This window comes from Streptomyces sp. NPDC057697 (assembly GCF_042799335.1).
Taxonomy (GTDB): domain Bacteria; phylum Actinomycetota; class Actinomycetes; order Streptomycetales; family Streptomycetaceae; genus Streptomyces.
The window spans coordinates 176,488-202,532 of sequence record NZ_JBHVJA010000003.1; the positions used below are offsets into that span (position 1 = coordinate 176,488).

17 protein-coding genes, 3 tRNA genes and 1 pseudogene are annotated in these 26,045 nt (G+C 72.0%); 9 read left to right on the forward strand and 12 right to left on the reverse strand.

Annotated features, from left to right (window positions below; all coding sequences use genetic code 11):
- Positions 1–3 precede the first annotated feature (3 nt).
- The 3 genes from repSA to xerC are packed head-to-tail and all read left to right on the forward strand — an operon-like array spanning position 4 to position 2,836.
- A complete protein-coding gene (gene repSA / locus ACFVFH_RS10615; protein WP_383765820.1) occupies positions 4–1,407 on the forward strand; it encodes a replication initiator protein RepSA in 1,404 nt (467 codons plus the stop codon).
- Positions 1,407–1,613, forward strand: a complete 207-nt coding sequence (locus ACFVFH_RS10620) for an excisionase family DNA-binding protein (protein ID WP_057573672.1) — start codon at positions 1,407–1,409, stop codon at positions 1,611–1,613. Before repSA ends, ACFVFH_RS10620 begins: the two co-directional genes overlap by 1 nt.
- Positions 1,601–2,836 (forward strand): tyrosine recombinase XerC, encoded by a 1,236-nt coding sequence (gene xerC / locus ACFVFH_RS10625; protein ID WP_383765822.1) that lies wholly within the window; start codon positions 1,601–1,603, stop codon positions 2,834–2,836. The genes ACFVFH_RS10620 and xerC overlap by 13 nt, the downstream gene beginning before the upstream one ends.
- A gap of 78 nt (positions 2,837–2,914) precedes the next feature.
- Here xerC and ACFVFH_RS10630 read toward each other — a convergent pair.
- A tRNA-Arg gene (locus ACFVFH_RS10630) sits at positions 2,915–2,987 on the reverse strand.
- Positions 2,988–3,697: 710 nt separating this feature from the next.
- Between ACFVFH_RS10630 and ACFVFH_RS10635 the strand changes: the two genes are divergently transcribed.
- On the forward strand, positions 3,698–5,092 hold the full coding sequence (locus tag ACFVFH_RS10635; protein WP_383765824.1) for a hypothetical protein: 1,395 nt from the start codon (positions 3,698–3,700) through the stop codon (positions 5,090–5,092).
- Positions 5,093–5,171: 79 nt separating this feature from the next.
- Here ACFVFH_RS10635 and ACFVFH_RS10640 read toward each other — a convergent pair.
- A tRNA-Ser gene (locus ACFVFH_RS10640) sits at positions 5,172–5,262 on the reverse strand.
- Positions 5,263–5,482: 220 nt separating this feature from the next.
- Here ACFVFH_RS10640 and ACFVFH_RS10645 point away from each other — a divergent pair.
- Complete coding sequence (locus ACFVFH_RS10645) at positions 5,483–5,935, forward strand: SSI family serine proteinase inhibitor (RefSeq protein WP_383765826.1); 453 nt, start codon at positions 5,483–5,485, stop codon at positions 5,933–5,935.
- A gap of 263 nt (positions 5,936–6,198) precedes the next feature.
- The gene (locus tag ACFVFH_RS10650; protein WP_383765827.1) at positions 6,199–10,020 is read left to right on the forward strand and encodes a PAS domain-containing protein; all 3,822 of its coding nucleotides are present in this window, start codon (positions 6,199–6,201) and stop codon (positions 10,018–10,020) included.
- Between the two features lie 79 nt (positions 10,021–10,099).
- Here ACFVFH_RS10650 and ACFVFH_RS10655 read toward each other — a convergent pair whose 3' ends face one another.
- The 10 genes and pseudogenes from ACFVFH_RS10655 to ACFVFH_RS10700 all read right to left on the reverse strand — a co-directional run bounded on the left by ACFVFH_RS10655 (position 10,100) and on the right by ACFVFH_RS10700 (position 22,402).
- Positions 10,100–11,749: a long-chain fatty acid--CoA ligase gene (locus ACFVFH_RS10655; protein ID WP_383765829.1), complete on the reverse strand. Its 1,650-nt coding sequence runs from the start codon at positions 11,747–11,749 to the stop codon at positions 10,100–10,102.
- 167 nt (positions 11,750–11,916) lie between these two features.
- Entirely contained in the window at positions 11,917–12,588 is a 672-nt protein-coding gene (locus ACFVFH_RS10660) for a SigE family RNA polymerase sigma factor (RefSeq protein WP_383765831.1), read from the reverse strand.
- 183 nt (positions 12,589–12,771) lie between these two features.
- Positions 12,772–13,938 carry a lipid-transfer protein gene (locus ACFVFH_RS10665; protein WP_383765833.1) on the reverse strand — a complete coding sequence of 389 codons (1,167 nt, stop codon included), beginning with the start codon at positions 13,936–13,938 and terminating at the stop codon, positions 12,772–12,774.
- 191 nt (positions 13,939–14,129) lie between these two features.
- A pseudogene (locus tag ACFVFH_RS10670) lies at positions 14,130–14,519 on the reverse strand (MaoC family dehydratase); the annotation flags it as partial.
- Between the two features lie 2 nt (positions 14,520–14,521).
- On the reverse strand, positions 14,522–15,556 hold the full coding sequence (locus ACFVFH_RS10675) for an acyl-CoA dehydrogenase family protein (RefSeq protein WP_383765835.1): 1,035 nt from the start codon (positions 15,554–15,556) through the stop codon (positions 14,522–14,524).
- Between the two features lies 1 nt (position 15,557).
- Positions 15,558–16,688, reverse strand: coding sequence for an OB-fold domain-containing protein (locus ACFVFH_RS10680; protein WP_383765837.1), 1,131 nt, complete (start codon positions 16,686–16,688; stop codon positions 15,558–15,560).
- 113 nt (positions 16,689–16,801) lie between these two features.
- The gene (locus tag ACFVFH_RS10685) at positions 16,802–17,995 is read right to left on the reverse strand and encodes an acyl-CoA dehydrogenase family protein (RefSeq protein WP_383765839.1); all 1,194 of its coding nucleotides are present in this window, start codon (positions 17,993–17,995) and stop codon (positions 16,802–16,804) included.
- 221 nt (positions 17,996–18,216) lie between these two features.
- Positions 18,217–19,806, reverse strand: coding sequence for an ABC transporter substrate-binding protein (locus ACFVFH_RS10690; protein ID WP_383765841.1), 1,590 nt, complete (start codon positions 19,804–19,806; stop codon positions 18,217–18,219).
- Positions 19,807–20,677: 871 nt separating this feature from the next.
- Positions 20,678–20,764 (reverse strand) — tRNA-Ser (locus tag ACFVFH_RS10695).
- Positions 20,765–20,953: 189 nt separating this feature from the next.
- Positions 20,954–22,402: a trypsin-like peptidase domain-containing protein gene (locus ACFVFH_RS10700; RefSeq protein WP_383765843.1), complete on the reverse strand. Its 1,449-nt coding sequence runs from the start codon at positions 22,400–22,402 to the stop codon at positions 20,954–20,956.
- Between the two features lie 224 nt (positions 22,403–22,626).
- Between ACFVFH_RS10700 and ACFVFH_RS10705 the strand changes: the two genes are divergently transcribed.
- The 3 genes from ACFVFH_RS10705 to ACFVFH_RS10715 all read left to right on the forward strand — a co-directional run bounded on the left by ACFVFH_RS10705 (position 22,627) and on the right by ACFVFH_RS10715 (position 25,663).
- On the forward strand, positions 22,627–23,475 hold the full coding sequence (locus tag ACFVFH_RS10705; protein WP_383765845.1) for a glycerophosphodiester phosphodiesterase: 849 nt from the start codon (positions 22,627–22,629) through the stop codon (positions 23,473–23,475).
- Positions 23,476–23,529: 54 nt separating this feature from the next.
- Complete coding sequence (locus ACFVFH_RS10710; protein ID WP_383765847.1) at positions 23,530–24,219, forward strand: ATP-binding protein; 690 nt, start codon at positions 23,530–23,532, stop codon at positions 24,217–24,219.
- A 478-nt stretch (positions 24,220–24,697) separates the two neighbouring features.
- Positions 24,698–25,663, forward strand: coding sequence for a DUF5926 family protein (locus tag ACFVFH_RS10715; protein WP_383765849.1), 966 nt, complete (start codon positions 24,698–24,700; stop codon positions 25,661–25,663).
- Positions 25,664–26,045: the final 382 nt, after the last annotated feature.

The window sequence follows — 26,045 nt, forward strand, 5'->3', positions numbered from 1 at the left end:
GCTATGACCACCGCTGCGACTGCGGCGGGCCTGGACCCGGCCACCCTGGGCGATCTGCTCCGGGTGGCCGGGTCTCCCGGCTTCGACCGCCTCACCGAACAACTCCGCCGCACCGGCGGCTGCTCCCAGCCCATCCACCTCACCGGCACCACCAAGACCATCGACCCCACCACCGGCACGGTCCTGCACCACTACTCGACCGACACCGAGCCCGGCGGCCGGTTACGGATCGCTTGCGGCAACCGCCGCGCCACCCGCTGCCCCGCCTGCGCCTGGACCTACGCAGGCGACACCTACCACCTCATCCGCGCCGGACTCACCGGCGACCCCGACAAAGGCACCCCCACCACCATCCGGGACCACCCCCGCGTCTTCGCCACCCTGACGGCCCCCTCGTTCGGCCCGGTCCACAACCGGCCCGGCAACCGCACCTGCCGCTGCGGCACCCGGCACCCCAAGGACGCCCCGGAGCTGGGCACACCGCTCGACCCCGACACCTACGACTACGCGGGCGCGGTCCTGTGGAACAACCACGCCTCCGACCTCTGGCGCTACTTCACGATCTACCTCCGACGCGAAATCGCAAGGCGAGCCGGACTCACCCAGAAAGCCGCCCACGAACAGTCCAAGGTGTCCTTCGGGAAGGTCGCGGAGTACCAGAAGCGCGGGGCCGTGCACTTCCACGCGGTCATCCGCTTCGACGGACCCGAAGGCCCCGACACCCCGCCCCCGGCCTGGGCCACCCTCGACCTCCTGGACGACGCGATCCGCGCCGCCGCCACCCGGGTTGAGGTCCTCGTGCCGGCCGTTCCGGAAGCCGGGGTCAATGACGGCTGGACGTTGCGGTGGGGCGCGCAGATCGATGTGCAACCCATCGGCGCGTTCGGCAACGGCGAGGATCTGACGGAACAGGCCGTCGCCTCGTACGTCGCGAAGTACGCCACCAAGGCGGCCGAGACCACCGGGACCGTCGACCACCGGGTCGGCAACAAGGAAGCCCTCGTCCTCCTCGACGTCCCCAAGCACCCCCGGCGGCTGATCGAAGCGTGCCTGGACCTGCACCACGCCTACCCGGAACGCAAGCTCCGCGACTGGGCCCACATGCTCGGCTTCTGCGGCCACTTCTGCACCAAGTCCCGCGCCTACTCCACCACCCTCGGGGCCCTCCGCCAGGTCCGCGCCGACTACCGCGCCGCCGAACAACGCACCGTCCTCGGCCTCCCGGATCCGGACGACCACCCCGAGGCGACCACGCTCACGCTCGCGCACTGGGCCTACGCCGGGAACGGCCACACCCCCGGCGAATCCTGGCTCGCCGCCAACATCCACCGCGACATCCAACACAACCGCGAAACCGCCCGCGAACACCGCGCCGAACTCGAAGCCCTTGAAGGGGAGGAGCGCTGATGCCCACCACCGTGATCCAGCCCAAGTGGCACACCACCGCTGAGGTGGCCGAGATGCTGAGCTTCGGTCTCTCCAAGACGAAGATGCTCGTGCTCACCGGGGAGATCCGCTCCGTGAAGATCGGCCGCAATCGGCGCATCCTCCCGGCGTGGGTGGACGAGTACGTCCAGCGCGTCACCGCCGACGCCGAAGGGTGGGCAGCATGACCGGCAAGCGTGGCAACGGGGAAGGTTCCATCTACCCATACAAGAACGGCTTCGCGGCCTACGTCTGGGTCACCAAGCCGGACGGGAAGCGGGCCCGGAAGTACGCCTACGGCAAGACCCGTGACGAGGTGCACGACAAGTGGCTGAACCTCCACGCTGAGGCGAAGAAGGGGCCGGTGGCCACCCGGCACCGCACCCTCGCAGTCTTCCTCGCGTACTGGCTCGACTCGATCGTGAAGCCCAACCTGGCCCCGCTGACGTACGTTTCGTACGAGGGGTACGTGCGGCTCTACATCGCCCCGCAGCTCGGTGCTAAGCGGCTCGACAAGCTGAGCGTGCGAGACGTGCGCGAATGGCTCACCAAGCTCGCCACGCTCTGCCAGTGCTGTGCCCAAGGAAAGGACGCGAAGCGGGACCCCGGTCGGCGGAAGTGCTGCGCAGTCGGGGACTGCTGCGAGTCCTACCCGTCCCGCCGGGTGGTCCAGGGCTCCCGTGATGCCCTGCGGGCTGCGCTGAGCCACGCGGTCACGGAAGAGGAGATCAGTAAGAACGTGGCCTCGCTGGTGAAGGTGCCCAAGCCTCGTCGGCGTCGGATCAAGCCGTGGTCCGCTACCGAGGCCAGTCTCTTCCTCGCTGACGCTGCGGCCCGGGATGACCATCTCTTCGCGGCCTGGGTCCTCGTGCTGACGCTCGGGCTGCGCCGTGGGGAGGTGCTGGGGCCGACGTGGAAGTCGATCGACTTCGAGACCGGCGAGCTGTACGTGGACCACCAGATCCAGCGGGCCGGGCGCGCGATCCTCCACCGTGAGACCAAGACGGAGGACTCCGACGACTTCCTCCCTCTGCCGGCCGTTTGCCTCAAGGCCCTGCGGATGCGCCGCGCCCAGCAGCTCGGGGACCGGAAAGCCGCCGGGGAGCTGTGGCAGGGCTCTCACGACCTGGTCTTTACGACGAAGTACGGCACCCCGATCGAACCGGGGAACCTCACCCGGATGTTCGCTCTGCGGTCCCGTCGCGCGGGCCTGCGAGTCATCCCGCTCCGGAACACCCGGCACACCACCGGCTCGCTCCTGGTCGTCCTCAAGGTGCACCCGAAAGTCGCCCAGCGCATTCCGCGGCACTCGCAGATCGCCATGACGATGGACGTCTATGCGGACGCGGCCGACGAAGAGGTGCGCGAGGCGATCGGCAAGCTGTCCGACGCGATGGGCGGTACCGGCTGACACGGTTGCTGTACTTCGCTGCTGTACGGGCAACGCGAGAGACCCCCGGGATTTCTCCTGGGGGCCTCCGGCCTGCTGTGCACTCGGCAGGATTCGAACCTGCAACCTTCTGATCCGTAGTCAGATGCTCTATCCGTTAAGCTACGAGTGCTTGTGCTTCCCGGTTTTTTTCTTCCCGGTCGGCGTTGCGAGAACAACATTACATGACCTGCGCCGTAGCGCGAAATCCATTAGCCCCACCCGCCCCGACCTGCGGAAACACCGTGTTCGACGGATGCGGGTGCGGAGCGCCCGGCCCTCCTGGGGCGGGCGGCGGACGGGGTGGGTCCGTATGCGGTCGGCGCTGCGGGGTGGTGGGCCGGGCTCCGGGGTGCGGGTCAGCGACCCCCGTCCCCATGGGCGTTCACACGGTCGCCGTCGAGACGTGGGGAACGTCGACGCCGAAGCGCCGGGAACATCGCCGCCGATGCGTCGGGAACGTCGGCGCCGATGCGTCGGGAACATCGACGTCTACGCGCCGGGAGCGTCAACCTCTGCGATGGCCGGTTCACCCTGGGCAGGGGTGGGCGTACCGGGCACGGCGTCGGCTTTTGGCCATGACGGGGTGGGCGGGAGGGGGCCGGGTGGCGGGTGCGACGGGAGCGGCGCGGGGACGGCGGGGCGTGGGTCGGGGCGGCGGCCGGTCGTCCGGGGCGGGGCCGCAAACCCGCCGTGACGGGGTTGGCCGAACCGCCCCGCTCCTCGCTTTACGCGATCACCCGGATGCATTGCGCTACTGGATGCACCGGCTCGGTCACGACACGCGGTTGTGCGGCCGGAGGGCGGTGCGTTCCAGCTGCGCCGACTTCGAGGGGAAGAACCATGGCCACACCTCCTGCTCCGCTCCGGGTCACCCTGGCCAACGGGAGTTTCGAACAGCCCGTCGTCTCCGGCGTGGAGATCCTGCCGGACTCCTCGCAGACACAGGCTCCCAAGCGGGTCCCGGGCTGGCTCACCACCGCCACCGACCACATGATCGAGCTGTGGCACACGGGCTTCAACGGCGTACCGGCGGCCGACGGCACGCAGTTCGCCGAGCTCAACGCCAATCAGGTCTCCACGCTCTACCAGGACCTGCCCACCACGCCCGGCACGAAGCTGTACTGGCAGCTGTACCACCGCGGCCGCCAGGGGGACGACACCATGGCCCTGGACATCGGTGCGCCGGGCGCCACGGTCCAGCAGAGACGCTTCACCGACGGCACCGCCGCCTGGGGCCACTACACCGGCACCTACACCGTCCCGGCGGGGCAGACCCGGACGCGGTTCGCCTTCCGGTCCGTCTCCGCCGCGGGCGGCAACCAGAGCATCGGCAACTTCCTGGACGGCATCTTCTTCGGCACCGCCCCCTACCTGGTGCTCACCAAGACCGCCGCGCCCACGGGGCCGCTGGAGGTGGGTGACGTCATCACCTACCGCGTCAACGCCAGGAACGAGGGCGGCGGCGCGGCCGAGAACCTCGTGCTGACCGACGTCATCCCGGCGGGCACGACGTATCTGCCCGGTTCCCTGCGCATCGTCGACGGCCCGAACGCCGGGCCGAAGACCGACGCGCGCGGCGACGACCAGGCGTACTACGACGCCCAGGGCGACAAGGTCGTCTTCGCGCTCGGCAACACCGCCACCGGGGAGGGCGGCAGCCTGCCCAACACCGAGACCCTGCCCGCGGGGACCACCGCCGAGTACCGGGTCACCATCGACCGGGCCGCCGGTGGCCGGCAGCTCAGGAACACCGCCACCGCCACCTACGAGAACCGCCTCGGCGACACCCCGGAGCCTCTGACGGCCCTCTCGAACGAGCAGATCACACAGGTCAACCCGGCCGCCGACCTCTCCGTGGTCAAGGCGGCCGACGCGACCACCGTCACCGTCGGCCAGACCGTGACCTACCGCGTCACCGTCCACAACTCCGGCCCGAACCGGGCCACCGGCGTCACCGTCACCGACCGGCTCCCGGACGGTCTCGCCCTCGTGTCCGCCGACGGCCCCGGAAGCTACGACCCGGCCACCGGCCGGTGGGCCGTGGGCACCCTGGACGACGGCACCGGAGCCACCCTCGTACTGCGGGCCAAGGCCACCAGGACCGGCCCGGTCGTCAACACCGCCACGGCCACCGCCCACGAAAAGGATCCCGACCCCGGCGACAACACCGACGCCGTCACCATCTGCGTCGAGCCGGCCCCCTCCTGCTGCGACCCCTGCGCCACCCGGAAGTAGCCGGGGCCGGGCGCCGGAAAGACCCTGGAAACGGCTCAGGGAGTTCGGCCCGTACGGGCCGAACTCCCTGGTCGAAGAGCGGAGGCGGAGGGATTTGAACCCTCGATGGGCTTTAAGACCCAAACCGCATTAGCAGTGCGGCGCCATAGACCGGACTAGGCGACGCCTCCAGCACACCCCGCGCGAGCGCGAGTGGTGCGTGCAGATGATGACACAGTTGAGCGGTGCGTCACCAATCGATGCCTACGGTACTAGGCAGTCGGCCGTGAGGGCAAAGCGCCTCCGGGTGCGCAACGCCACGGCCTGCGGAGCGTTAGTGATGACGGGGCGCCGACCGCCCTTCCGTTCCACCCGGCACTCCCGCCGAAGTGCACGAGCACAGGAGCCCGCATGCTGCGCCGCCTCGCCCTCACCGCCGCCGCGTCCCTCGCCGCGCTGTCCGCCGCCGCGCCGGCCGCGAGCGCGGCCACCGGCCCGCTGCCGCTGCCGCTCCCCCTGCCGCTGCTCCAGGACAGCACCGCCACCCGGCTGACCATCACCGTCTCGGACTCGGGGAACGCCGAGGCCGAGGGCACCTTCGAGCTGCGGTGCGGCCCGGCGGGCGGCAGCCATCCGGTGGCGCGGCAGGCCTGCTCCCGGCTGGACGAGCTGGCGGGCACGGGCGCGGACCCGTTCGCCCCGGTGCCGAGGAACGCGCTGTGCACCCTCCAGTACGGCGGCCCGGCCACCGCCCGGGTCACCGGGACCTGGCACGGGCGGGGCGTCGACACGACCTTCAGGCGGACCGACGGATGCGAGATCTCCCGCTGGAACAACCTGCGGCCGGTGCTCCCCAACCTCTGACCGGACGGGCGGGGAAAGGGGCGTCCGTACCCATCGGGAGCCCCCGGGAACAGGGCCCGCGCCGCTGCTCAGGACACATCCACGACAACAGGACGGGGCGGGGTCGTACACCGTATGCACAGAACCTTGGTGAGAGCTCCCCCTCATCCGCAGCCCCGTGTCCCTTCCCTGCCTTTAGACTCCTCCAGTGACAGCCCGCGGCCCGAGGGGCAAGATGGGGCCCGCTGTCGGCAAGGTGCGGTAACCAGGGAGGAAGCGTCGTCGTGAGCAGCAGGCCATCCCGAGGCGCTGCTCGCCTCGCAGCCATACTCGATGCACTCCCCGACGGGCTGCTGCTCGTCAACTGCAACGGCACGGTCGTCAACGCCAACACCATCGCCCTGGAGATGTTCGAGACGCCGGGCACCGCGCTCGTGGGGCGCGGGCTCCTCGACCTGCTGCCGGAGTTCGACTCCAAGCTGATCCCCGGTTCGATGCGCAGGCCCGAGTCCGCGGACGACCGGGGCCGTACGAAGCCGACCCGGATGACCGCGCGGCGCACCGACGGCACCGAGTACCCCGTCGAGGTGACCAGCGCCAGCCTGGAGGACGGGCAGGCCGCGTACAACGACTTCCAGAGCTCCTACAACGGCAGCTACACCGGCGACGAACTGCTGATGCTCGTCGTCCGGGACCTGTCGGGCACCGTGGACACCGAGGCCGAACTGGCCCGTTCGCAGCGGCAGACGGAGATGATCCTGCGGGCCGCCGCCGAGGGCGTGGTCGGCACGGACACCGACGGCCGGGTCGTCCTGGTCAACCCCGCCGCCGCGCAGATCCTCGGCTTCCGCGCCAGCGACCTGGGCGGCCAGGAGCTGCATCCGCTGATCCTGCACTCGCGGGCGGAGGGCGAGCCGTTCCCGTACGAGGAGTCGCCGCTCGCCGACACGCTCAGGTCCGGGCGCAAGCACCGGGTGCGCGGCCAGGTCCTGTGGTCCAAGAGCGGCGCGCAGGTGCCGGTCGACCTGACGACCGCGCCGGTCCGGGACGGCGACCAGCTGGTCGGCGCCGTGATGACGTTCACCGACCGCAGGCCGTACGAGGAGCTCGGCGCGCAGCACCGGGCCGAGCTCGCCGAGCTGACCGGGAGCCACACCGCCGAGGTCGCCGAGCTGACGGAGCGGCACGGCGCGGAGCTGGCCGACCGCAGCGAGCGGTACGCGGCCGAGCTGGAGGCGCAGGCGGACCGGCTGACGGCGCTGACGGCCCGCCACACCCAGCTCACGGCCGTGCTCGGCGAATCGCTGCGCGGTCCGCTGGAGGAGCTGCGCGGCGAGCTCTCGAAGCTCGCCGCCGACCCGGCGGGGCAGCTGTGGCCCGAGGCCAACCAGATCCTGCACCATCTGGCCGCGGGTTACGCCCGGATGACCACGCTCGTCGACAACGTGCTCGGCTACCAGCGCCTGGACGCGGGTGCGGAGAAGCTGGCCAAGGCGAACGTGCTGCTCGACTCGGTGGTGACGGCGGGCATCGACGCGGCGGTCGAGCTGATCGGCCCCGGGCGCGCCCAGTTCGCCGTGCACGCGCCGCCGATCGAGGCCGAGGTGGACGCGGCCCGGCTGGTGACCGCGCTCGCCCATCTGGTCGCGGACGTCGCGGGGGTCGACTCGACCGGCAAGGCCCGGGTGGTGCCCGGCGGCGGGTACGTCGACTCCACGGTGGTCGTCGCGGCGGCGCAGCGCGGTGAGGTCGTACGGATCGAGGTCCGCGGGCCGTACGCCGGGGGAGACCCGGTGCACGAACCGATCGTGCGCGGGATCGTACGGGCGCACGGCGGCGTGCTCCAGACGCACGAGGTGCCGGGGATGAGCGGCAGCGCGTATGTGCTGGAGGTGCCGTTGGGCGCGGGTTCCGGCACGGTGACGGCGGCCGCGCCCGAGGCGGAGCCGGTGAGCGGGGCGCAGCCCGGCGCCGGTCCCGGGCCGGTATCCGCTCAGGAGGGTCCGGAGGCCGCGGGGCAGCAGCCGGGCGGCGGGCGCCGCCGGGCGCGGCGGGCGTCCACGGACGCGTTCCTGGAGAGCCCGGTGGGCGGCTCCGTCGGTGACACGGCGGCGGCCGAGCCGACCGGGCGGCGCCGGGCGCGCCGCGAGCCGGTGGCACAGGACGAGCACGCGGCGCCGGGGGCGCAGGACACCCAGGGCGGTTCGGGGCGCAGGCGGGGCCGGCCGAGTCCGGCCGAGTCCGGGGCCAGGCCGCCCGAGCAGGGACCCGAACAGGCCCCGGGGCAGGGCGCCGGCCGGGCGCTGGCGCTGCCCGCGGCCCCGGCCCCGTCCGAGGGCGCCGTGGTGACGGCGGCCGAGGGCGCGCAGGGCGGCGGCCGTCCGCCGCTCGGCCAGACCGTGCCGCCGCAGGGTGTTCCGGCCGAGGGTCAGATGCCGGTGCCCGCGGGCGGGCACCGCGCGCGTCAGGGCGGCGAGAACCAGCTGGCCCTGCCCGCGTCCGCCCCGGCTCCGGCCGCCGGTCCCGAGGGGCCCGGCGACGGCGCGGCGCCCGGATCGCCGCAGCCGGCCCAGCCGACCGGGCGGCGGGCCCGGCGGGCGCTGGCGGCCGGTCAGGAGCGGGCCGAACGGGCCGAGCCCGCGGGGCCCCGTACCGCGTTCGCGCTGCCTCCGGCGGAGGCCGACCGGGCCCCGGCCCCGGCCGCCGACCCGGACGCCTCGCTGCCCGGACGCCATGACGCCGTAAGCGTCGCGCCGGGCGACGACCACACACCGCCGCAGGCGCATCCCGTGCCGACCGGCCGCCGCCGGGCCCGGCACGCCGAGGCCGCCCAGCAGCCCGTGGCGCCCGCCGCCGTTCCCGACGAGGGGGCCGAGGAGCTGCCCGGCGACGGTGCGGAGCGGCCCACGGCCGGGGAGACCACGCACGCCACCGGCACCACGGCCGTCCCGGGCTCTCCGGAGGGTCCGGAGGAGCACCCGCAGAGCGCCGCGCCCGTGCCGGACGCGCGCAGGCAGCCGCTGCCCGCGGAGGCCCCGATGCCCGGTGGCTCGTCGGATTCGACCCAGGGGCGCGCGTTCAGCGTGCGGACGCTCGGGCAAGGCGTGCCCTTCGCGCAGCACATCGCGCACCAGCAGAACCAGACGCTCGGCGGTGCCGGACGGCGCCGCAAGCTGGCCGCGCCGCCGGAGGACGAGCAGGGCGCGTCGGTGCCGTCCCCGGCCGTTCCCGGGCAGTCGCGCTCCGCGCCGGAGGCCGAGGGGCGGGCGTACGCGATAGGGGCGCCCGACGAGGGTGCCGAGGGTCCGGAGCCGCTGGACGGTCCCGGTGGCGCGGTCGAGGTCGCCAACCGTCCGTCGCCGCAGCCGGTCGACGACGAGCTGCCTCCGGAGCCGCTGGACAATCCGCGTCGGCTGCTCGTCTGGCCCGCGCCCGACGTCTCCACCCAGCAGGCGCTGAGCGACCGCGGCTACCGGCCGGTGATCGTCCACTCGCGCGAGGAGGTCGACGCCCAGATCGCGGCGTTCCCCGCCGCGCTCTTCGTCGACCCGCTGACCGGCCCGATCACCCGCAAGGCTCTCCAGTCGCTGCGCCAGGCGGCGGTGGCGGCGGAGGTTCCGGTGCTGGTGACGGCCGGTCTGGGCCAGGCCTCGCGGGAGGCGGCGTACGGTGCCGACCCGGCCGTTCTCCTCAAGGCGCTCGCCCCGCGCGACAGCGAGCAGCATCCGCCCCGGGTGCTGCTGATCGAGGAGCACGAGGAGATCGCGCTGGCGCTGACGGAGACCCTGGAGCGCCGCGGTATGCAGGTGGCGCGGGCCGCCGGTGACAGCGAGGCGGTGTCGCTCGCCACCCGGACGCGGCCCAATCTGGTGGTGATGGACCTGATGCAGGTGCGCCGCCGCCGGGCGGGCATCATCGACTGGCTGCGCGCCAACGGCCAGTTGAACCGGACCCCGCTGGTCGTCTACACCTCCGCCGGGATGAGCGGGGCGGAGCTGCCGAAGCTCGGCTCGGGCGAGACCGTTCTCTTCCTGGCCGAGCGGTCCACCAGCGAAGAGGTCCAGTCGCGCATCGTCGATCTGCTCGCGAAGATCGGTACGAACTGAGCGGTTCCGGAGGCGTACGGAAACGGCGGGGGCGGTACGGGAGGTCCCGTACCGCCCCCGCCGTGTTCCGCGGGCCGGGTCAGAGCCGGGTGATGTCCAGCTCGCCCTCCGCGTACTGCCTGCGGATCACCTTCTTGTCGAACTTGCCGACGCTGGTCTTGGGCACGGCCGGGATGACCGTCCAGCGCTCCGGCAGCTGCCACTTGGCGATGCCGGAGGTGGCGAGGAAGTCCTTCAGCGCCTCGTAGTCGGCGCTCGCGCCGTCCCTGAGGACGACGGTCGCCAGCGGGCGCTCGCCCCACCTCTCGTCGGGTACGGCGACGACCGCCGCCTCGGCCACGTCGGGGTGAGCCATCAGGGCGTTCTCCAGTTCGACGCTGGAGATCCACTCGCCGCCGGACTTGATGACGTCCTTGGCCCGGTCGGTGAGCGTGAGGAAGCCGTCCTCGCTGATCACGCCGACGTCACCGGTCTTCAGCCAGCCGTCCTCGCTGAACTTGTCCTCGGGGCGCAGGGCCTCGCCGTCGGCGCCGCCGTAGTAGGCCCCGGCGATCCAGGGGCCGCGTACCTCCAGCTCGCCGGCCGACTCGTTGTCCCACGGCAGGTGTTCGCCGCCGGGGCCGACCAGCCGTGCCTCGACGCCTGCCGGGAAGCGGCCCTGGGTGACGCGGTAGGGCCAGGCCTCCTCCTCGGTCAGTCCGGCGGGCGGGTTGGCCATGGTGCCGAGCGGTGAGGTCTCCGTCATGCCCCAGGCGTGGCAGAGGCGGACGCCGAGCTTGTCGTACGCCTCCATGAGGGAGGGCGGACAGGCGGCGCCGCCGATGGTGACCCGGGCCATGGAGCTGAGGTCGCGCGGGCGGGCGGTGACCTCGGCCAGCAGTCCCTGCCAGATGGTGGGGACGGCGGCGGCGTGGGTCGGCCGCTCGCGCTCGATCATCTCGGCGAGCGGGGCGGGCTGGAGGAACCTGTCCGGCATGAGCATGTTGACGCCGGACATGAAGGTGGAGTGCGGCAACCCCCAGGCATTTACATGAAATTGGGGCACTACAACCAAAGTCGTGTCTTTATCCGTCAATCCCATGGATTCGGACATGTTGACCTGCATGGAGTGCAGGTAGACGGAGCGGTGGGAGTAGACGACGCCCTTGGGGTCGCCGGTGGTGCCGGAGGTGTAGCACATGGCGGCGGCCTGGCGTTCGTCCAGCTCGGGCCAGTCGTAGTGGGTCGGGCGGCCGGCGATCAGCTCCTCGTACTCGTGCACCCGGGGCGCCGCCCCGGCCAGGAGCGAGCGGTCGCCCGGCCCCGTGACGACCACGTGCTCGACCGAGGGCAGCTGGGGGAGGAGCGGTGCGAGCAGCGGCAGCAGGGAGCCGTTGACGATGACGACCTTGTCGTCGGCGTGCGCGACGATCCAGATCAGCTGCTCGGCGGGGAGCCGGAGGTTGAGCGTGTGGAGCACCGCGCCCATCGAGGGGATCGCGAGGTACGCCTCGACGTGCTCGGCGTTGTTCCAAAGGAGGGTGGCCACTCGCTGGTCGCCGACGACGCCGAGCTCGTCGCGCAGCGCGTTCGCGAGCCGCGTCGCCCGCCGGCCGATCTCGGCGAAGCTGCGCCGCTGCGGCTCGGATTCGCCGGTCCAGGTCGTGACCTGCGACTTCCCGTGAATGGTCATCCCATGGGTGAGGATGCGGGTGACAGTCAGCGGTACGTCCTGCATGGTGCTCAGCACGGCGTCCTCCCGGTGGGCGCTACGCGGCAGTAGGGTTCCGCCGATTCTGCGCGCATACCGCTCGGTATGTCACTAGTTCCGGGAGTACGAATCGGTCTCGTTCGGCAAAATCAGGTCCGGTCGGCGCCCCGGGCCGGCCGGGGTCAGCGGCACCGGGCCGGCCGGGGTCAGCGCACCGGAGCGAGCTCCGGGTCCTCCCTGAGCTTGCCGAGCGCCCGCGACACCGCGCTCTTCACGGTGCCGACGGAGACCCCGAGCACCTCGGCCGTCTGGGCCTCGCTCAGATCCTCGTAGTAGCGCAGGACCACCATCGCCCGCTGCCGGTCCGGCAGCTTGAGCACGGCCCGCCACATCGCGTCGCGCAGCGTCTGCTGCTCGGCCGGGTCGGGCCCCGGGACGGCCTCCTGCTCGGGCAGTTCGTCGCAGGCGTACTCGTCGACCTTGCGCTTGCGCCACTGCGAGGTCCGGGTGTTCAGCAGGGCCCGGCGGACATAGCCGTCGAGCGCCCGGTGGTCCTCGATCCGCTCCCAAGCGACGTAGGTCTTGGTCAGCGCGGTCTGCAGCAGGTCCTCGGCGTCGCTCGGATTGGCGGTGAGCGAGCGCGCGGCGCGCAGCAGCACCGGCCCCCTCGCCCGGACGAAGGAGGAGAACGAGGGATACGGGGCGTACGGGCTCCGCGGGGTGCGTGGGGTGCGCGGTGCGTACGCGCCCTGCGGTCCGTGCTGGCTGTGGGGGCCGTGCCCGGGGCCGCGCAGGGGGTGCGACAGGTGGGCCGGGTACGGCGGGTGTCCGGTGGCGGCGGCTCCCCCGGAGCTGCCCGTACAGACTGGCGTGGTCATGGCTCCACGCTAGAAGCGGGCGCCGTCGCGGGGATCGGCCCCAGGTCCCGAAACCGCGTCCGCCTCAGGGTGTAGGGGTGGGGCCTGCTCCACCTCCTGTAGGTGGAGTCGTCGTCCTCCGGGCTCAGGGGCGCTCCCCGGGGCCCTGCCCGGCCCCGGGCGCCGTTCCCGGGGCCGGGGCGCTCAGTCGTCCGTACCGAGGATCAGCCCTGAGGTGGGCACCCCGGTGCCCGCCGTGACCAGGGTCCTGGCCGCCCCGGCCACCTGGTTCACCGACGAGCCGCGGATCTGCCGGACCGCCTCCGCGATGCCGTTCATGCCGTGCAGATAAGCCTCCCCCAGCTGCCCCCCGTGCGTGTTCAGGGGCAGCGCGTCCGCCGCGACGAAGGCGGCCGCCTCGCCCGGCGCGCAGAAGCCGAACTCCTCCAGCTGCATCAGGACGAACGGGGTGAAGTGGTCGTAGAGGATGCCCACGTCGATGTCGGAGGGGGCGAGGCCCGAGCTGCGCCACAGCTGCCGGGCGACCACGCCCATCTCCGGGAGGCCGGTCAGGTCGTCGCGGTAGAAGCTCGTCATCTGTTCCTGCGCCCGCCCGGCGCCCTGCGCGGCCGCCACGATCACGGCGGGCGGCCGCCGCAGGTCCCGGGCCCGCTCGGCGCTCGTGACGACGATCGCCTGTCCGCCGTCGGTCTCCTGGCAGCAGTCGAGCAGCCGCAGCGGTTCGACGATCCACCGCGACGCCGCGTGATCGGCCAGGGTGATCGGCTTCCCGTAGAAGTACGCGGCCGGGTTCCGGGCCGCGTGGCGCCGGTCGGTGACCGCGACATGGCCGAAGACCTCCGGCGTCAGCCCGTGGGCGTCCAGATAGCGCTGGGCGGCCATCGCCACCCAGGAGGCCGGGGTGAGCAGCCCGAAGGGCAGGTTCCAGCCGAGCGCGGCGCCTTCCGCGGTGGGCTCCCGCTGCTGCACGCCGGACCCGAACCTGCGCCCGGAGCGCTCGTTGAACGCGCGGTAGCAGACGACGACGTCGGCCACCCCGCACGCCACGGCCAGGGCCGCCTGCTGCACGGTGGCACAGGCCGCCCCGCCGCCGTAGTGGACGCGGGAGAAGAACGACAGCTCACCGATCCCGGCCGCCTGGGCGACGGTGATCTCCGGGCTGGTGTCCATGGTGAAGGTGACCAGGCCGTCCACGTCGGCGGGGGCCAGCCCGGCGTCGTCGAGGGCGGCCCGCACCGCCTCGACGGCCAGCTTCAGCTCGCTGCGCCCGGAGTCCTTGGAGAACTCGGTGGCGCCGATCCCCACGACCGCCGCCCTGCCGCCGAGCGCGTCGGCCCTGCGCACGCTCATGCCGTCTCCTCCGCGAGATGTTCTGTCTCCTTCGCGTGGTGTTCCGTTCCTTCGGCGACGGGTTCCGCCGCGTCGGCGAGGTGTTCCGTCTCCTTCGCGTGGTGCTCCGTCCTCTTCGCGTGGTGTTCCGTTCCTTCGGCGACGGGTTCCGCCGCGTCCGCGAGGTGTTCCGCCCCCTCCGCGACGGGTTCCGCCGCGTCCGCGAGGCCGACGGTCACCGTGCCGGTGACGTGTCTGCCGAGGCCGTTGGACCCGACGACGGCGACCTCGGCCGTACCGTCGTCCGCGACGGCGGTGACCGTGCCGGTCAGGACCATGGTGTCCCCGGGGTAGTTGGGCGCGCCCAGCCTGATGGCGACCCGGCGGAGCGCGGAGGCCGGGCCGAGGCGGTCGGTGACGTACCGGCCGACCAGGCCGTTGGTCGTCAGGATGTTCATGAAGACGTCCGGGGAGCCCTTCTCCCGGGCGAGCTCCGCGTCATGGTGGACGTCCTGGTAGTCGCGGGAGGCGATCGCACCCGCCACGATCAGGGTGCGGGTCACCGCGATCTCCAGCGGCGCCAGCGTGTCCCCGGCCTTCACCCTCACTCCGTGCCCTCCTTCACCAGCGACTCACCGAGTTCCTGAAGCACTTCGCTGCCGCATCCCAGGTAGGCGTCGAGCTGCCGCCCCCAGAGGAAGTGGCGGTGCACGGGATGGTCGAGGTCCGCGCCGGTGCCGCCGTGCAGATGCTGCCCGGCGTGCACCACCCGCTTGCCCGCCTCCGAAGCCCACCAGGCCGCGGTCAGGGCCTGGGCCCCGTACGGCAGCCCCTCGTCGTGGCGCCAGGCGGCCTCGTACGCGGTGACCCGGATCGCCTCGGTGTCCATATGGGCGTCGGCGGCGCGCAGCAGGACACCCTGCTTGGTGGCGAGCGGGCGCCCGAACTGCTCCCGGGTGTTCGCGTGGGCGACGGCGCGGGCCAGCGATCCGGCGCACACCCCGGCCTGGAGTCCGGCGAACGCCGTCCGGCCCGCGGCCAGTACCCCCGCGTACGCCCCGGCGCCGCCGAGCCGCTCCCCCGACGCCCCGTCCAGGACGAGCCGCGCTGCCGACCACGGCGCCGTGGTCTCCACCGGCTCGGCCAGCACACCGGGGTCGTCGGTCCGGACGATCCACAGCCGCAGCTCCCGGTCCGGTACGAGCACGAAGGACGCGTCCCGCAGCCACGGCACGTATGGCACACCGCCGCTCAGCCGCCCGCCGCCGTCCGCCCGGAACCCGCCGCGGGCCGGGAAGGCCCCGGTGGCCACGGCCGTGCCGTCCCTCAGCGGCGGGAGCAGCCGCGCCCGCTGCTCGTCGCTGCCGTGCCCGGCGACGGCCTGCAGCCCGTACACACAGCTCGCCGCGAGGGGCACCTGCGCCGTCGTGCGCCCCTGTTCCTCCAGCAGGAGCACCAGGCCGAGCAGCCCGGTCTCCTCGACGGCCGCGGTGAGCCCGGCCGCGCAGAGCTCCTTCCACAGCTCGGTGTCCGTCCCCGTACCGGCCACGGCCAGGCGTTCGGGCGTCGACAGATCGCCGAAGATCCGCGCCGCGAGCCCCTGCGCCGCGGCCTGTTCCTCGGTGGGTGCGAAATCCATGTCAGCCCTCGCCTCCCCGGAAGACCGGTAGCTCCAGACCGGGGTCCGTGCGCAGGAACTCCAGCCGCACCGGCATCCCCGTCCGCACCTTGTCGTACGGCACGCCGATGACGTTGCTGACCATCCGCACCCCTTCGGCCAGCTCGATCAGCGCCACCGCGTACGGCCCGCCGGTCCCGTCGGCGCCGAAGGCCGGGAACGGCGGATGGTGCATCACGACATGGCTGAAGACGGTGCCCTCGCCGCTCGCCTCGACGGTGTCCCACTCCTGGCCGCCACAGGCGTTGCAGCCGGGCAGCCAGGGGAAGCGCAGCGCGGCGCAGTCGCCGCAGCGCTGGATCAGCAGCCGGTGATCGGAGATGCCCTGCCAGAACCCGGCGTTGTCCCGGTTGATCACGGGCCGCGGGCGCAGACTCCGCCCTTCGCCGCGCGCGGTGCGCTGCGGGTGCGTCCGTTCGGGGGCGGCCCGTTGCGGGTCGGTCCGCTGCGGGGCGGTCCGCTGCGGGGTGGCCCGTTCAGGGGTGGCCCGTTCAGGGGTGGCCCGTTCAGGGGTGGCCCGTTCCGACATCGTTCGTTCCTGGGTGGTCCGCTGCGCCGTCGCTCGTTCCTGGGCGGTTCGTTTCGGCGCCGCCGGTGTGTACTTGAGGATCCGGAAGCGGTGCGTCCCGGCGGGTTCGCCTTCCGCCCGGACGTCCATGCGGGTGGTGACGAAGTAGCCCGTCCCCAGCTTGGTGGTCTTCCGCTCCGAGACCGACTCGATGAGCGCGTCGAAGGTGATCCGGTCCCCGGGCCGCAGCGGCCGCAGGTACTCCTGCTCGCAGTCGGTGGCGACCACCGAGGTGTACCCCGCGCCGTCGAGCAGGCCGAAGAGCTCCTCGTACGCCGGTGAGCGGTCGGTGTGGCCCGAAAGGCCGCCCATCGTCCACGCCTGGAGCATGGTCGGCGGGGCGACCGCGTCCGGACCCACGTACGCCGGGTTCGTGTCCCCCATCGCCTCGCACCAGTGCCTGATCATCGGCTCGTTGACCGGGTCCTTGCCGGTGCCCGCGGTCGCGGCGGCCCGCCCCTCGAACGCCTTGAGCCGCGCGTACAGCTCATCGGCCTCCCCAGACACCTGCCGCCCCTCGGACATCTGCTGGCCCTTAGACGCCTGCCTTCCCTCGGATATCTGCTGGCCCTTAGACGCCTGCTCTCCCTCGGACACCTGCCGCCCCTCGGGCATCTGCTCTCCCTCCCGCACGGCCGTCACCGCCTGCCCCTCCGCATGCCGAGCCGCATCGTCGCGACGATCTCCCGCTGCACCTCGCTCACCCCGCCCCCGAAGGTGTTGATCTGTGCCGCCCGGTTCATCCGTTCCAGCTCCCCGTCCCCGAAGGCCCCGGGTGAACCGCCCCGTACCGTCCCCGCCTCGCCGGTGATCTCCTGGCACATCCGGTACACCTCGACGGCGCTCTCGGTCCCCGCGAACTTCACGCCGCTCGCCTCGCCCGGGGCCGGTGAACCCGCCCCGACCTCCGCCACCAGACGCCAGTTGAGCAGCCGCGTCGCCGCCAGCCGGGCGTACGCCTCGGCCAGCCGCCCGCGTACCCACGGCTCGTCCGCCGGGCGTGCGCCGGTCAGCGGGTCGGGGGTACGGGCATGGGCGAGGGCCGCCTCGTAGAAGTCCTCGGCCTGCATCCCGATCGCCGCGAGGGCCACCCGTTCGTGGTTCAGCTGGTTGGTGATCAGCCCCCAGCCACCGTTCTCCGGACCCACCAGGCCGGTCGCCGGCACCCGGATCCCGTCGTAGTAGGTGGCCGTCGTGGTCAGCCCGCCCACGGTCTCGATCGGGGTCCAGGAGAAGCCGGGGGCATCGGTGGGGACGAGAAGGATCGAGATGCCCTGGTGCTTGGGCGCGTCCGGGTCCGTGCGGCAGGCGAGCCAGATCCAGTCCGCGTTCTGGGCGTTGCTGGTGAAGATCTTCTGCCCGTCGATCACCCAGTGGCCGTCGCCCCCGGCACCGTCGCGCTCCCGCACCGCCCGGGTGCGCATCGAGGCGAGGTCCGTACCGGCCTCGGGCTCGCTGTAGCCGATGGCGAAGACCAACTCGCCGCTGAGGATCCGGGGCAGGAAGTACGCCTTCTGCTCGTCGGTCCCGTACTTCATCAGCGTCGGGCCGACGGTGTTGAGGGTGACCATCGAGACGGGGGCGCCCGCCCGGTACGCCTCGTCGAAGAAGATGAACTGCTCGTCGGCGCCGCGCCCCTGGCCGCCGTACTCGACAGGCCAGCCGAGTCCGAGCATCCCGTCGGCGCCGATCCGGCGCAGCACGCGCCGCTGTCCGGCCGGGTCCCCGTCGCCCGGGGCCGTACCGGCGTCCCGGCCGGGCACCACCTCGCGGAAGTACGTGCGGAGTTCGGCGCGCAGCTGTCGCTGACGTTCCGTCTGGGCGAGGTGCACGGCGGCTGCCTCCCGGACACGGGCGTACGGATCAGGGTTTCTGACTGTCCGTCAGATACGTATCGCTGTCAAGGTCGACGCCTCGGTCGGCTTCCAGTGCCCGGCAACGCGAAACGGCCCGCACGGGATGCCCTGGCATCCTCACGCGGACCGCTGTTCCCACCGGCTCAAGCCCGGCACACGCCCCCTCCACGCCCTCCACGCGCGCCCCGCCCGCGCGGTCAGCCCGTGGTGCTGAGCTCCCAGAACCGGAAGACGGTCGAGGTGTCCAGGCAGTTCTGCAGACCCCGGACGTTCTCGTTGGCGACCGCGTACTGCTTCCCCTGCCAGAGCGGCAGCAGCGGCAGCTGATGCGCCACGATGTCCTGGAGCTTGATGAACGGCGTCCGGGTGTTCGAGCGGTCGGTCATGGACGAGGTCTGCGGGATGATCTGCTTGGTGATGTCCGTGTTCTCGTAGTTGTTCGACAGGACGTTGCCCTCACCGAAGAACGGCTGGGTGAAGTTGTCGGGGTCGGGATAGTCCGGCACCCAACCCTTCACATAGATGCCGTACTTGCCGTCGGCGATGCCCTTCTCGTACTCACCGAACGGGACCGACCTCATGGTGGCGTCGAAGAGCCCGCTCTCGTTCAGCTGATCGGCGATGGTCTGGAGTTCGTCGTCGGTGGCGGGACCGTAGCGGCTCGGGGTGGACCAGAGGGTGAGCCGCACCTTGTCGGTGATGCCCGCGTCGCGCAGGGCCTCCTTCGCCTTCTGCGGCTGCGGACTGTCGCCGTAGGTGTTGAAGAAGGAGTTGCCGTGTCCGGTGATGCCGACCGGAACGATCGAGTAGAGCGGTGTCGCCGTGGACTGGTAGACCTTGCTGACCAGCGCGTAGCGGTCGACGAGATAGGCGATGGCCTTGCGCACGGCGAGCTTGCCGACCACCGGGTCGGCGACGTTGAAGACCATGTGCTGGACCTCCGCGCTGTTTCCCTGCACCACGTCGATGCCGTCCTTCTCCGCGGTGGGGGAGGTGTCCAGGGCGGCGATCGTCTTGGCGGTGAGACCGCGGTAGGCGATGTCGACATCGCCCTTCTCCAGCGCGGTCTTGAGCTCCTGCTGGTTGCCCTGGAACAGCTTCATCGTCACGCCGGCGTTCTTCACCTCGGCGGTGCCGTGGTAACCGGAGTAGACGGAGAAGTCGGCCTGCGACTTGTCTATGGAGTCCAGCTTGTACGGGCCGGAGCCGACCGTCTTGCCGCCCTTGAGCAGACCGTCCTTGGGGTACACCCGGCGGTCCACGATGGAACCGGCGCCCGAGGCGATCTTGCTGGGGAACGTCGCGTCGGGCACCTTGAGCCGGAACACGACGGTCTTGTCGTCCGGGGTGCTGATCGACGAGATCGTGGAGAGCAGCGGGGCGGGGCCCGCCGGGTCGTTGATCTTGATGGCCCGGTCGAAGGAGTACTTGACGTCCGCCGAGGTGAGGCTGTGGCCGTTGCTGAACTTCAGTCCGTCGCGCAGGGTGCACGTGTAGGTCTTGCTGCCGTCCGAGAAACCGCACTCGTCGGCGGCCTCCGGCACCGGGGTGGACCCCCCGGGCGGGAAACTCAGCAGCGACTGGAAGACGTTGTTGAAGAGCAGCCAGGACCCCGGGTCGTATCCCGCGGCCGGGTCCGTCGCCAGGATGCCGTCGGACATGCCGACGACCATCTTCTCCTTGCTCTCGAAGGGCCAGATCTGGTCCTCGGAGCCGCAACCCGCCAACAGCACCGCCGCCAGACCCACGGAGATCAGGGTGGCCGACCGCCTCGTACGAACCTTCACAGAACGTGCCTCATACTCTCGGCCGGGAACGTGGGGGTCCCCGGACAACCGGATCAGGTCAGGAACAACTGCGAACGTCGCGACCGTCCAGCACTGTCAGCACGGCCGTGCGCGGTGGTGCGGACCGACAGCCTGCCGGGACATGGTGTTCACCAGGATTCTTCGTAGTGACCGGCTGCCGAATGACAGCTGATGAACGTTGGAGAGCAGAACATGATCGGTCTCGTGGTGCTTTGACAATCTAGTAGGAGGGAGCGCTACGTGGTGCCACATCATCCGACAAACATCATCACCAGCAGCCAGTGGTGACGGGGTAATTGGCTGGTATCGAACTGTCCCGATCCACCACCCGCATCGCACGCCGCTCCTGCCTCCCTGGTCAGCGAACATCCGCCGGGCAAACATGACGTGGCCCACTCCGCCACGGCCGCCCCGGCCTCCCGCAGTACGTCCGGAACAGCCCCTTCCAGAGCCGCGCCCGACCGAAGGGCCAACTCCCGGAAACAGCGGGCATTCAGGACAGCCGACACCCGAACCACCGGGCACCCACAGCCACTCCACAGCGACCCCACAGCCGCCCCACCGTCACCGCACGAACAACACACGAACAACACACGGACAACGCACGGACAACGCACGGACAACGCACGGCACCAGGCCCCGTTCGCCCCGACCCGCGTCCCCGTCTCCCGACCCGCACCCGGTCCCAGGCCCGATCCCGGGGCCAGTCCCCCCGCGCCCGATCGCAGGTCCGGTCCCGGGTCCCGTCCCGGTCCGGAGCGAGGCCCCACGGACCCCGGTGCTCGACGGGCCGCCGCACGGGAACGGCCCCTGACCGTCACGCCTGGTCAGGGGCCGTTCGTCGGGTGTGCGGTGGGTGTGGGATTTGAACCCACGGTGACATCGCTGCCACGACGGTTTTCAAGACCGTTCCCTTAGGCCGCTCGGGCAACCCACCCCTGCCCCGTCCACCGTTGACGGAGCGCCTACAGCGTACCGGCTGATCGGTTCCGTCGGGCCATCCCGGCCGGGCTCCCGTACCGGTGCGACGCGGGCCCTGGGGCGGGTGGTGGATCGGGGGCCGTTCTCCGGGCGGGCGAAGGGCCCCGCGCCCGCGGGGCCCTTCGTCGGTGTGCCGTGGTGGTGGTCAGTTGTCGCCGTTGCGCTCGCCGAGGGTGACCTCGGCCGTTTCCGTCCGGCCGTCGCGCTGGTAGGTCAGCGTCACGCGGTCGCCGGGCTTGTGGGTCCAGATCTCGCCGATCAGCGTCGGGCCGCTGTCGATCACGGTGTCGTTGAACTTCGTGATGACGTCGCCCGCCTTGAGGCCGGCCCGGTCCGCGGGGCCGTCCTTCGACACCGCCGCCGTACCGCCCGCGCCCTGGTCGGAGATGACCGCGCCGCCGGACTTCTCGTCCATGGTGACCGTGGCGCCGATCACCGGGTAGACCGGCTTGCCGGTCTTGATCAGCTGCTGGGCGACATTCGTCGCCTGGTTGACCGGGATCGCGAAGCCGAGGCCGATGGAGCCCGCCTGCGTCTGGCCGACGCTGCTGCCGGTCGACTGGATCGCGGAGTTGATGCCGATGACCGCGCCGCGCGCGTCGAGCAGCGGACCGCCGGAGTTGCCCGGGTTGATCGAGGCGTCGGTCTGGAGCGCGCTCATGTACGAGTTGCTGCCGCCGGAGCCGTCGCCGGAGGCGACCGGGCGGTTCTTGGCGCTGATGATGCCCGTGGTGACCGTGTTGGACAGGCCGAACGGGGCGCCGATCGCGATCGTGGAATCGCCGACCGCGACCTGGTCCGAGTTGCCGAGGGGCAGCGGGGTGAGCCCCGACGGCGGGTTCTTCAGCTTCAGGACGGCGACGTCGTAGCCCTGCGCCCGGCCGACGACCTCGGCTCCGTACTTCTTGCCGTTGGAGAACGTGGCCGTGAGCCGGCCGCTGTCCGCCGCGGAGGCCACCACGTGGTTGTTCGTGAGGATGTGGCCCTGCTTGTCGTACACGAAGCCGGTGCCCGTACCGCCCTCGCCGTCACCGCCCTGCGCGTCGATCGTGACCACGCTGGGCAGCGCCTTGGCCGCCACGCCCGCGACCGTGCCGGGGTCGCGCTTCAGGTCCTGCTGGTTGGCCGACGCCGAGACCGTGGTCGAGCCGGAGGAGCCGTTGCGGTCGGCCGCCCAGTAGCCGAAGGCGCCGCCGATGCCCCCGGCGACCAGCGCCGCCACCGCGACCGCCGCGACCAGGCCACCCAGGCCCCGCTTGCGCGGGGCTTCGGGGGCGTACGGCTGCGACGGGGCGCCCCAGACGGGCCCGCCGCCCTCCGCGCCGTGGGAGGCGTACGCCGGCACGGCGGGCGGCGGCGGGGGCGGCCAGTTGGCCTCGGCGGCCGACTGGGGCGCGTGGGGGTGCGACGGCGCATGGGGAGGCGTCGGGGGGACCGCGGCCATGGGCGTGGTGGCGGCGGACTCCCCCTCCGGGGAGGGGGCGGGCGCGGGCGTACTCCCGGGCGACCCCTGAGGAGCATCGGCCGGCACGGGAGGTACGGACGGAACGGCCTCGGCCGCAGTGCGCTCGTTGCCCTCGTTCTCTGTGCTCACAGCTCTTTACTCCTCGGTTCCACATCAATTTCGGCAAGAGATCCGCTGTGTACGTGTCAGGTACCAGCTTTTCCCAAGGCACGTCAGGCCACTGTAAGCAGGACCTGTGCATCCGCACACCAATCTTTACATCGGGCAAAACGATCCCCCGGTGCAAGACGCACCGCAGCCGCGGCACGGAGGTGCGGACATCCGGGGCCGCCGCTCGATGACACGATGACGCGGTGACCCACGCACGCCGGCAATCCACGCACCGCCCCATCCAGGTCATCGCGCACCGGGGAGCGTCCGACGACGCCCCCGAGCACACCCTGGCCGCGTACCGAAAGGCCATCGAGGACGGCGCCGACGCCCTGGAGTGCGACGTACGGCTCACCGCCGACGGCCACCTCGTGTGCGTGCACGACCGCCGGGTGAACCGCACCTCCAACGGCCGGGGCGCCGTCTCCGCCCTGGAACTCTCGGAACTCGCCGCCCTCGACTTCGGTTCCTGGAAGGACCGGGAGGAGAGGAACCGCGAGGAGTCGGAGTCCCCGGACTGGGATCCGGTGCCGGGCGAGCTCACCTCCGTACTCACCCTGGAACGGCTGCTCGAACTGGTCGTCGAGACCAGGGCCGCCGGGCGGCCGCTCCAGCTGGCCGTCGAGACCAAGCACCCCACCCGCTGGGCGGGCCAGGTGGAGGAGAGGCTGCTGCAACTGCTGAAACAGTTCGGGCTCGACGCCCCGCCGGACGACGGCCCGTCACCGGTCCGCATCATGAGCTTCTCGGCGCGCTCGCTCCACCGCGTCCAGGCCGCGGCCCCCGCCCTGCCCACCGTGTATCTGATGCAGTTCGTCTCGCCGCGGCTGCGTGACGGGCGGCTGCCGGCCGGGGCACGGATCGCGGGCCCGGGGATGCGGATCGTACGCAACCACCCCGGTTACATCGAGCGACTGCACCGAGCGGGGCACCGGGTGCATGTCTGGACGGTGAACGAACCGGAGGACGTCGGGCTCTGCGTCGATCTGGGCGTCGAAGCAATCATTACGAACCGCCCGAAACAGGTTCTTTCGCAACTGGGACGCCTTTGACACCCAGTGACACGGAGTGCACCGGCGCATTCGAACCGTATTCGATCGTTACGAGTGCGTCACTGGCTGTCCATTGGCCGGTTTCCGGTCCAGTCCAAGAGGGCATCCACTCCGTGGCGTGGGGCAAAGGAGGTCTCGGGGGTGGCGTTGGTGGTGGCACAGGAAGTGCCCACGTCGTCGAGCATGGCCGTACCCCATGGCCCTGCGGGCGTGGGCCAGGCGCGGCACCGGATGCGTGAGCAGTTGCGCAGCCACGGGGTGTCGGATTCGGTCGTCGACGACGCAGTACTGATTCTTTCCGAACTGCTCAGCAATGCCTGCCGGCACGGCAGGCCGCTGGGCCGGCACACGGATGTGGGCGACGGCGACGTGCGAGCGGCGTGGCACGTCGACAGGACCGGCGGGCTGACCGTCGAGGTGACGGACGGGGGCGGCCCGACCCGCCCGGTCCCGGCCACGCCGTCGGTGACGGCGCGCGGCGGCCGCGGGCTCAACATCATCAGCGCGCTGGCCGACGAGTGGGGCGTACGCGACAGCTCCTCCGGTGAAGTGACCGTCTGGGTCCTCGTCAACGAGGGCCAGGCGTCCGAGGCACCGGGCAGGCCGGGCGCACCGGCCGTGCCGGGGCAGGGCATGTCGCGGCCGGGGATGTCCCGTGCCGGGGCGTCGCGGCCCGGGAGGCCGGAGCCGGCCCTGTCGCTCGACGGACTGGGTTTCGCGGACGCCTTCGACGACGTGGGCTGACGCACCACCGGCCCGGTCGACGGCCGGTGGGGCGAGGGAGGCGCGAAGGCCCCTCCGTATGCCGGGACGTGCTCCCGTGGCACCACGCCCGCGCGCAAGGACATGGCCGCGCGCCGGAGCCCGGCCGTGCGGAGACCCGCCGGAGCCCAGTCGTGCAGAGACCTGCCGCAGCGCGGTCGTACGGAGACCCGCCGGAGCCCAGTCGTGCGGAGACCCGCCGGAGCCCGGCCGTACGGAGACCCGCCGGAGCCCGGCCGTACGGAGACCCGCCGGAGCCCAGTCGTGCGGAGACCCGCCGGAGCGCGGTCGTACGGAGACCTGCCGGAGCCCGGCCGTGCGGAGAGCGGGGTTCCGCACGGAGAGCGGCGTTCCGTACTCCGGGCATCGGCCGACGCGTGGGCACGTGTGTTCCGTACGTGACGAGGGCGGCTAGGCTCGCGGGCCAGACCGCACTGTCGCAACCGGGAGAAAGCCCACCATGGCCAAGAAGCGCCCTCAGACCAAGGCCGGGAAGCAGCAACTCAAGGACGGCGAGATCCCGGTGGTCGGGGCTCGTGAGCCCTGCCCGTGCGGTTCGGGCCGCCGCTACAAGGCCTGCCACGGCCGCGCTGCCGCCCAGGCCGTGACCGAGCTCGTCCACCGCCCCTTCGAGGGCCTGGCCGGTGAGTGCGACTGGGTCGCCCTGCGCGAACTGGTGCCCGCCGCCACGGTCGCGCTGACGCCGAAGGGCGGGCTGCCCGAGGGCGTGCCCTCGGTGACGCTCGCGACCGTCCTGCCGATGGCCTGGCCCGCGCTGCGCCGCGACGACGGTTCGGTGCTGCTCGCGCTGCAGAACGACACCCCGTCCGGTGACCTCAGCCGGGACCTCGCGGACACGCTGCGGCGGGCGCTGGACGCCGAGCCGGGTACGCCCGTGACGGCGCGGCGCGTACCGGCCGACGGCCCTCGGCTGCAGGACGTACTCGACCCCGATGCGACCTTCGAGCCCGTCGTCCACCCCGGCTTCGAGTTCTGGGTCCCGGACGCGGAGAACGCCACGCCCGAGGTGTCCGCTTCGCTGGAGCGCGCCAACGAGGCGGCGATCCCGACGACGCGGCTCGCGGGCGTGGACGCCGCCTACTGGTGCGAGACCCCGGAGAAGAACCACCTGCGCTGGGTCATGCCGCACGCCGAGGAGCGGCTGCTCGACGCGCTCGCCCGGCTGCACGCCGCAGGCAACTCCTCGCTGGGCGAGGGCACCCGGCTGGTCGGCTCCTTCCGGGCGCACGGGCTGATGGTCCCGGTCTGGGATCTGCCGAGCGCGATGGGTGCCGAGGAGTGCGAGAAGCCGGCGGCCGCATTCGCCGAACGGCTGACCGAGGCGCTCGCTTCGGACGCGCCGCTCAGCGCCGAGGAGCGGCGGGCCCGCGGCGGTCTCACCAACCGTCAGGTGACGCTCAGCTGACAACGGCGGTCCCCGATCTCACCGGACTCGTGAGGTGACTCGCGTCACAACTCGCCGTACTCACAGGTAAATCCCTGTCCGAATACGCGAGATCGAATTTGCGAACGGCAGATCTCTTGTTACCGTTCTAGAAGCCCGGTCGCTGGTGCATCCCCCGTCGCCAGCGATCGGGCATCCTCATTTCCGGGTACGGCGCGCACAGCGCGCAACGCGGCGCACAGACCCGCGCACAAGCCCCTCGCCGGTACGCCCGTCGTCTCCTCGGGCACCGCACTTCATGACCGGCCCCGCCGCCTCGGCGCCTGCACGAGCACGCCGCCCCGGCTCGGCACGAGTGGCAGGGGCCCAGCACCGGGAGAGCCGTGACCGCCGCAGGAGCAGG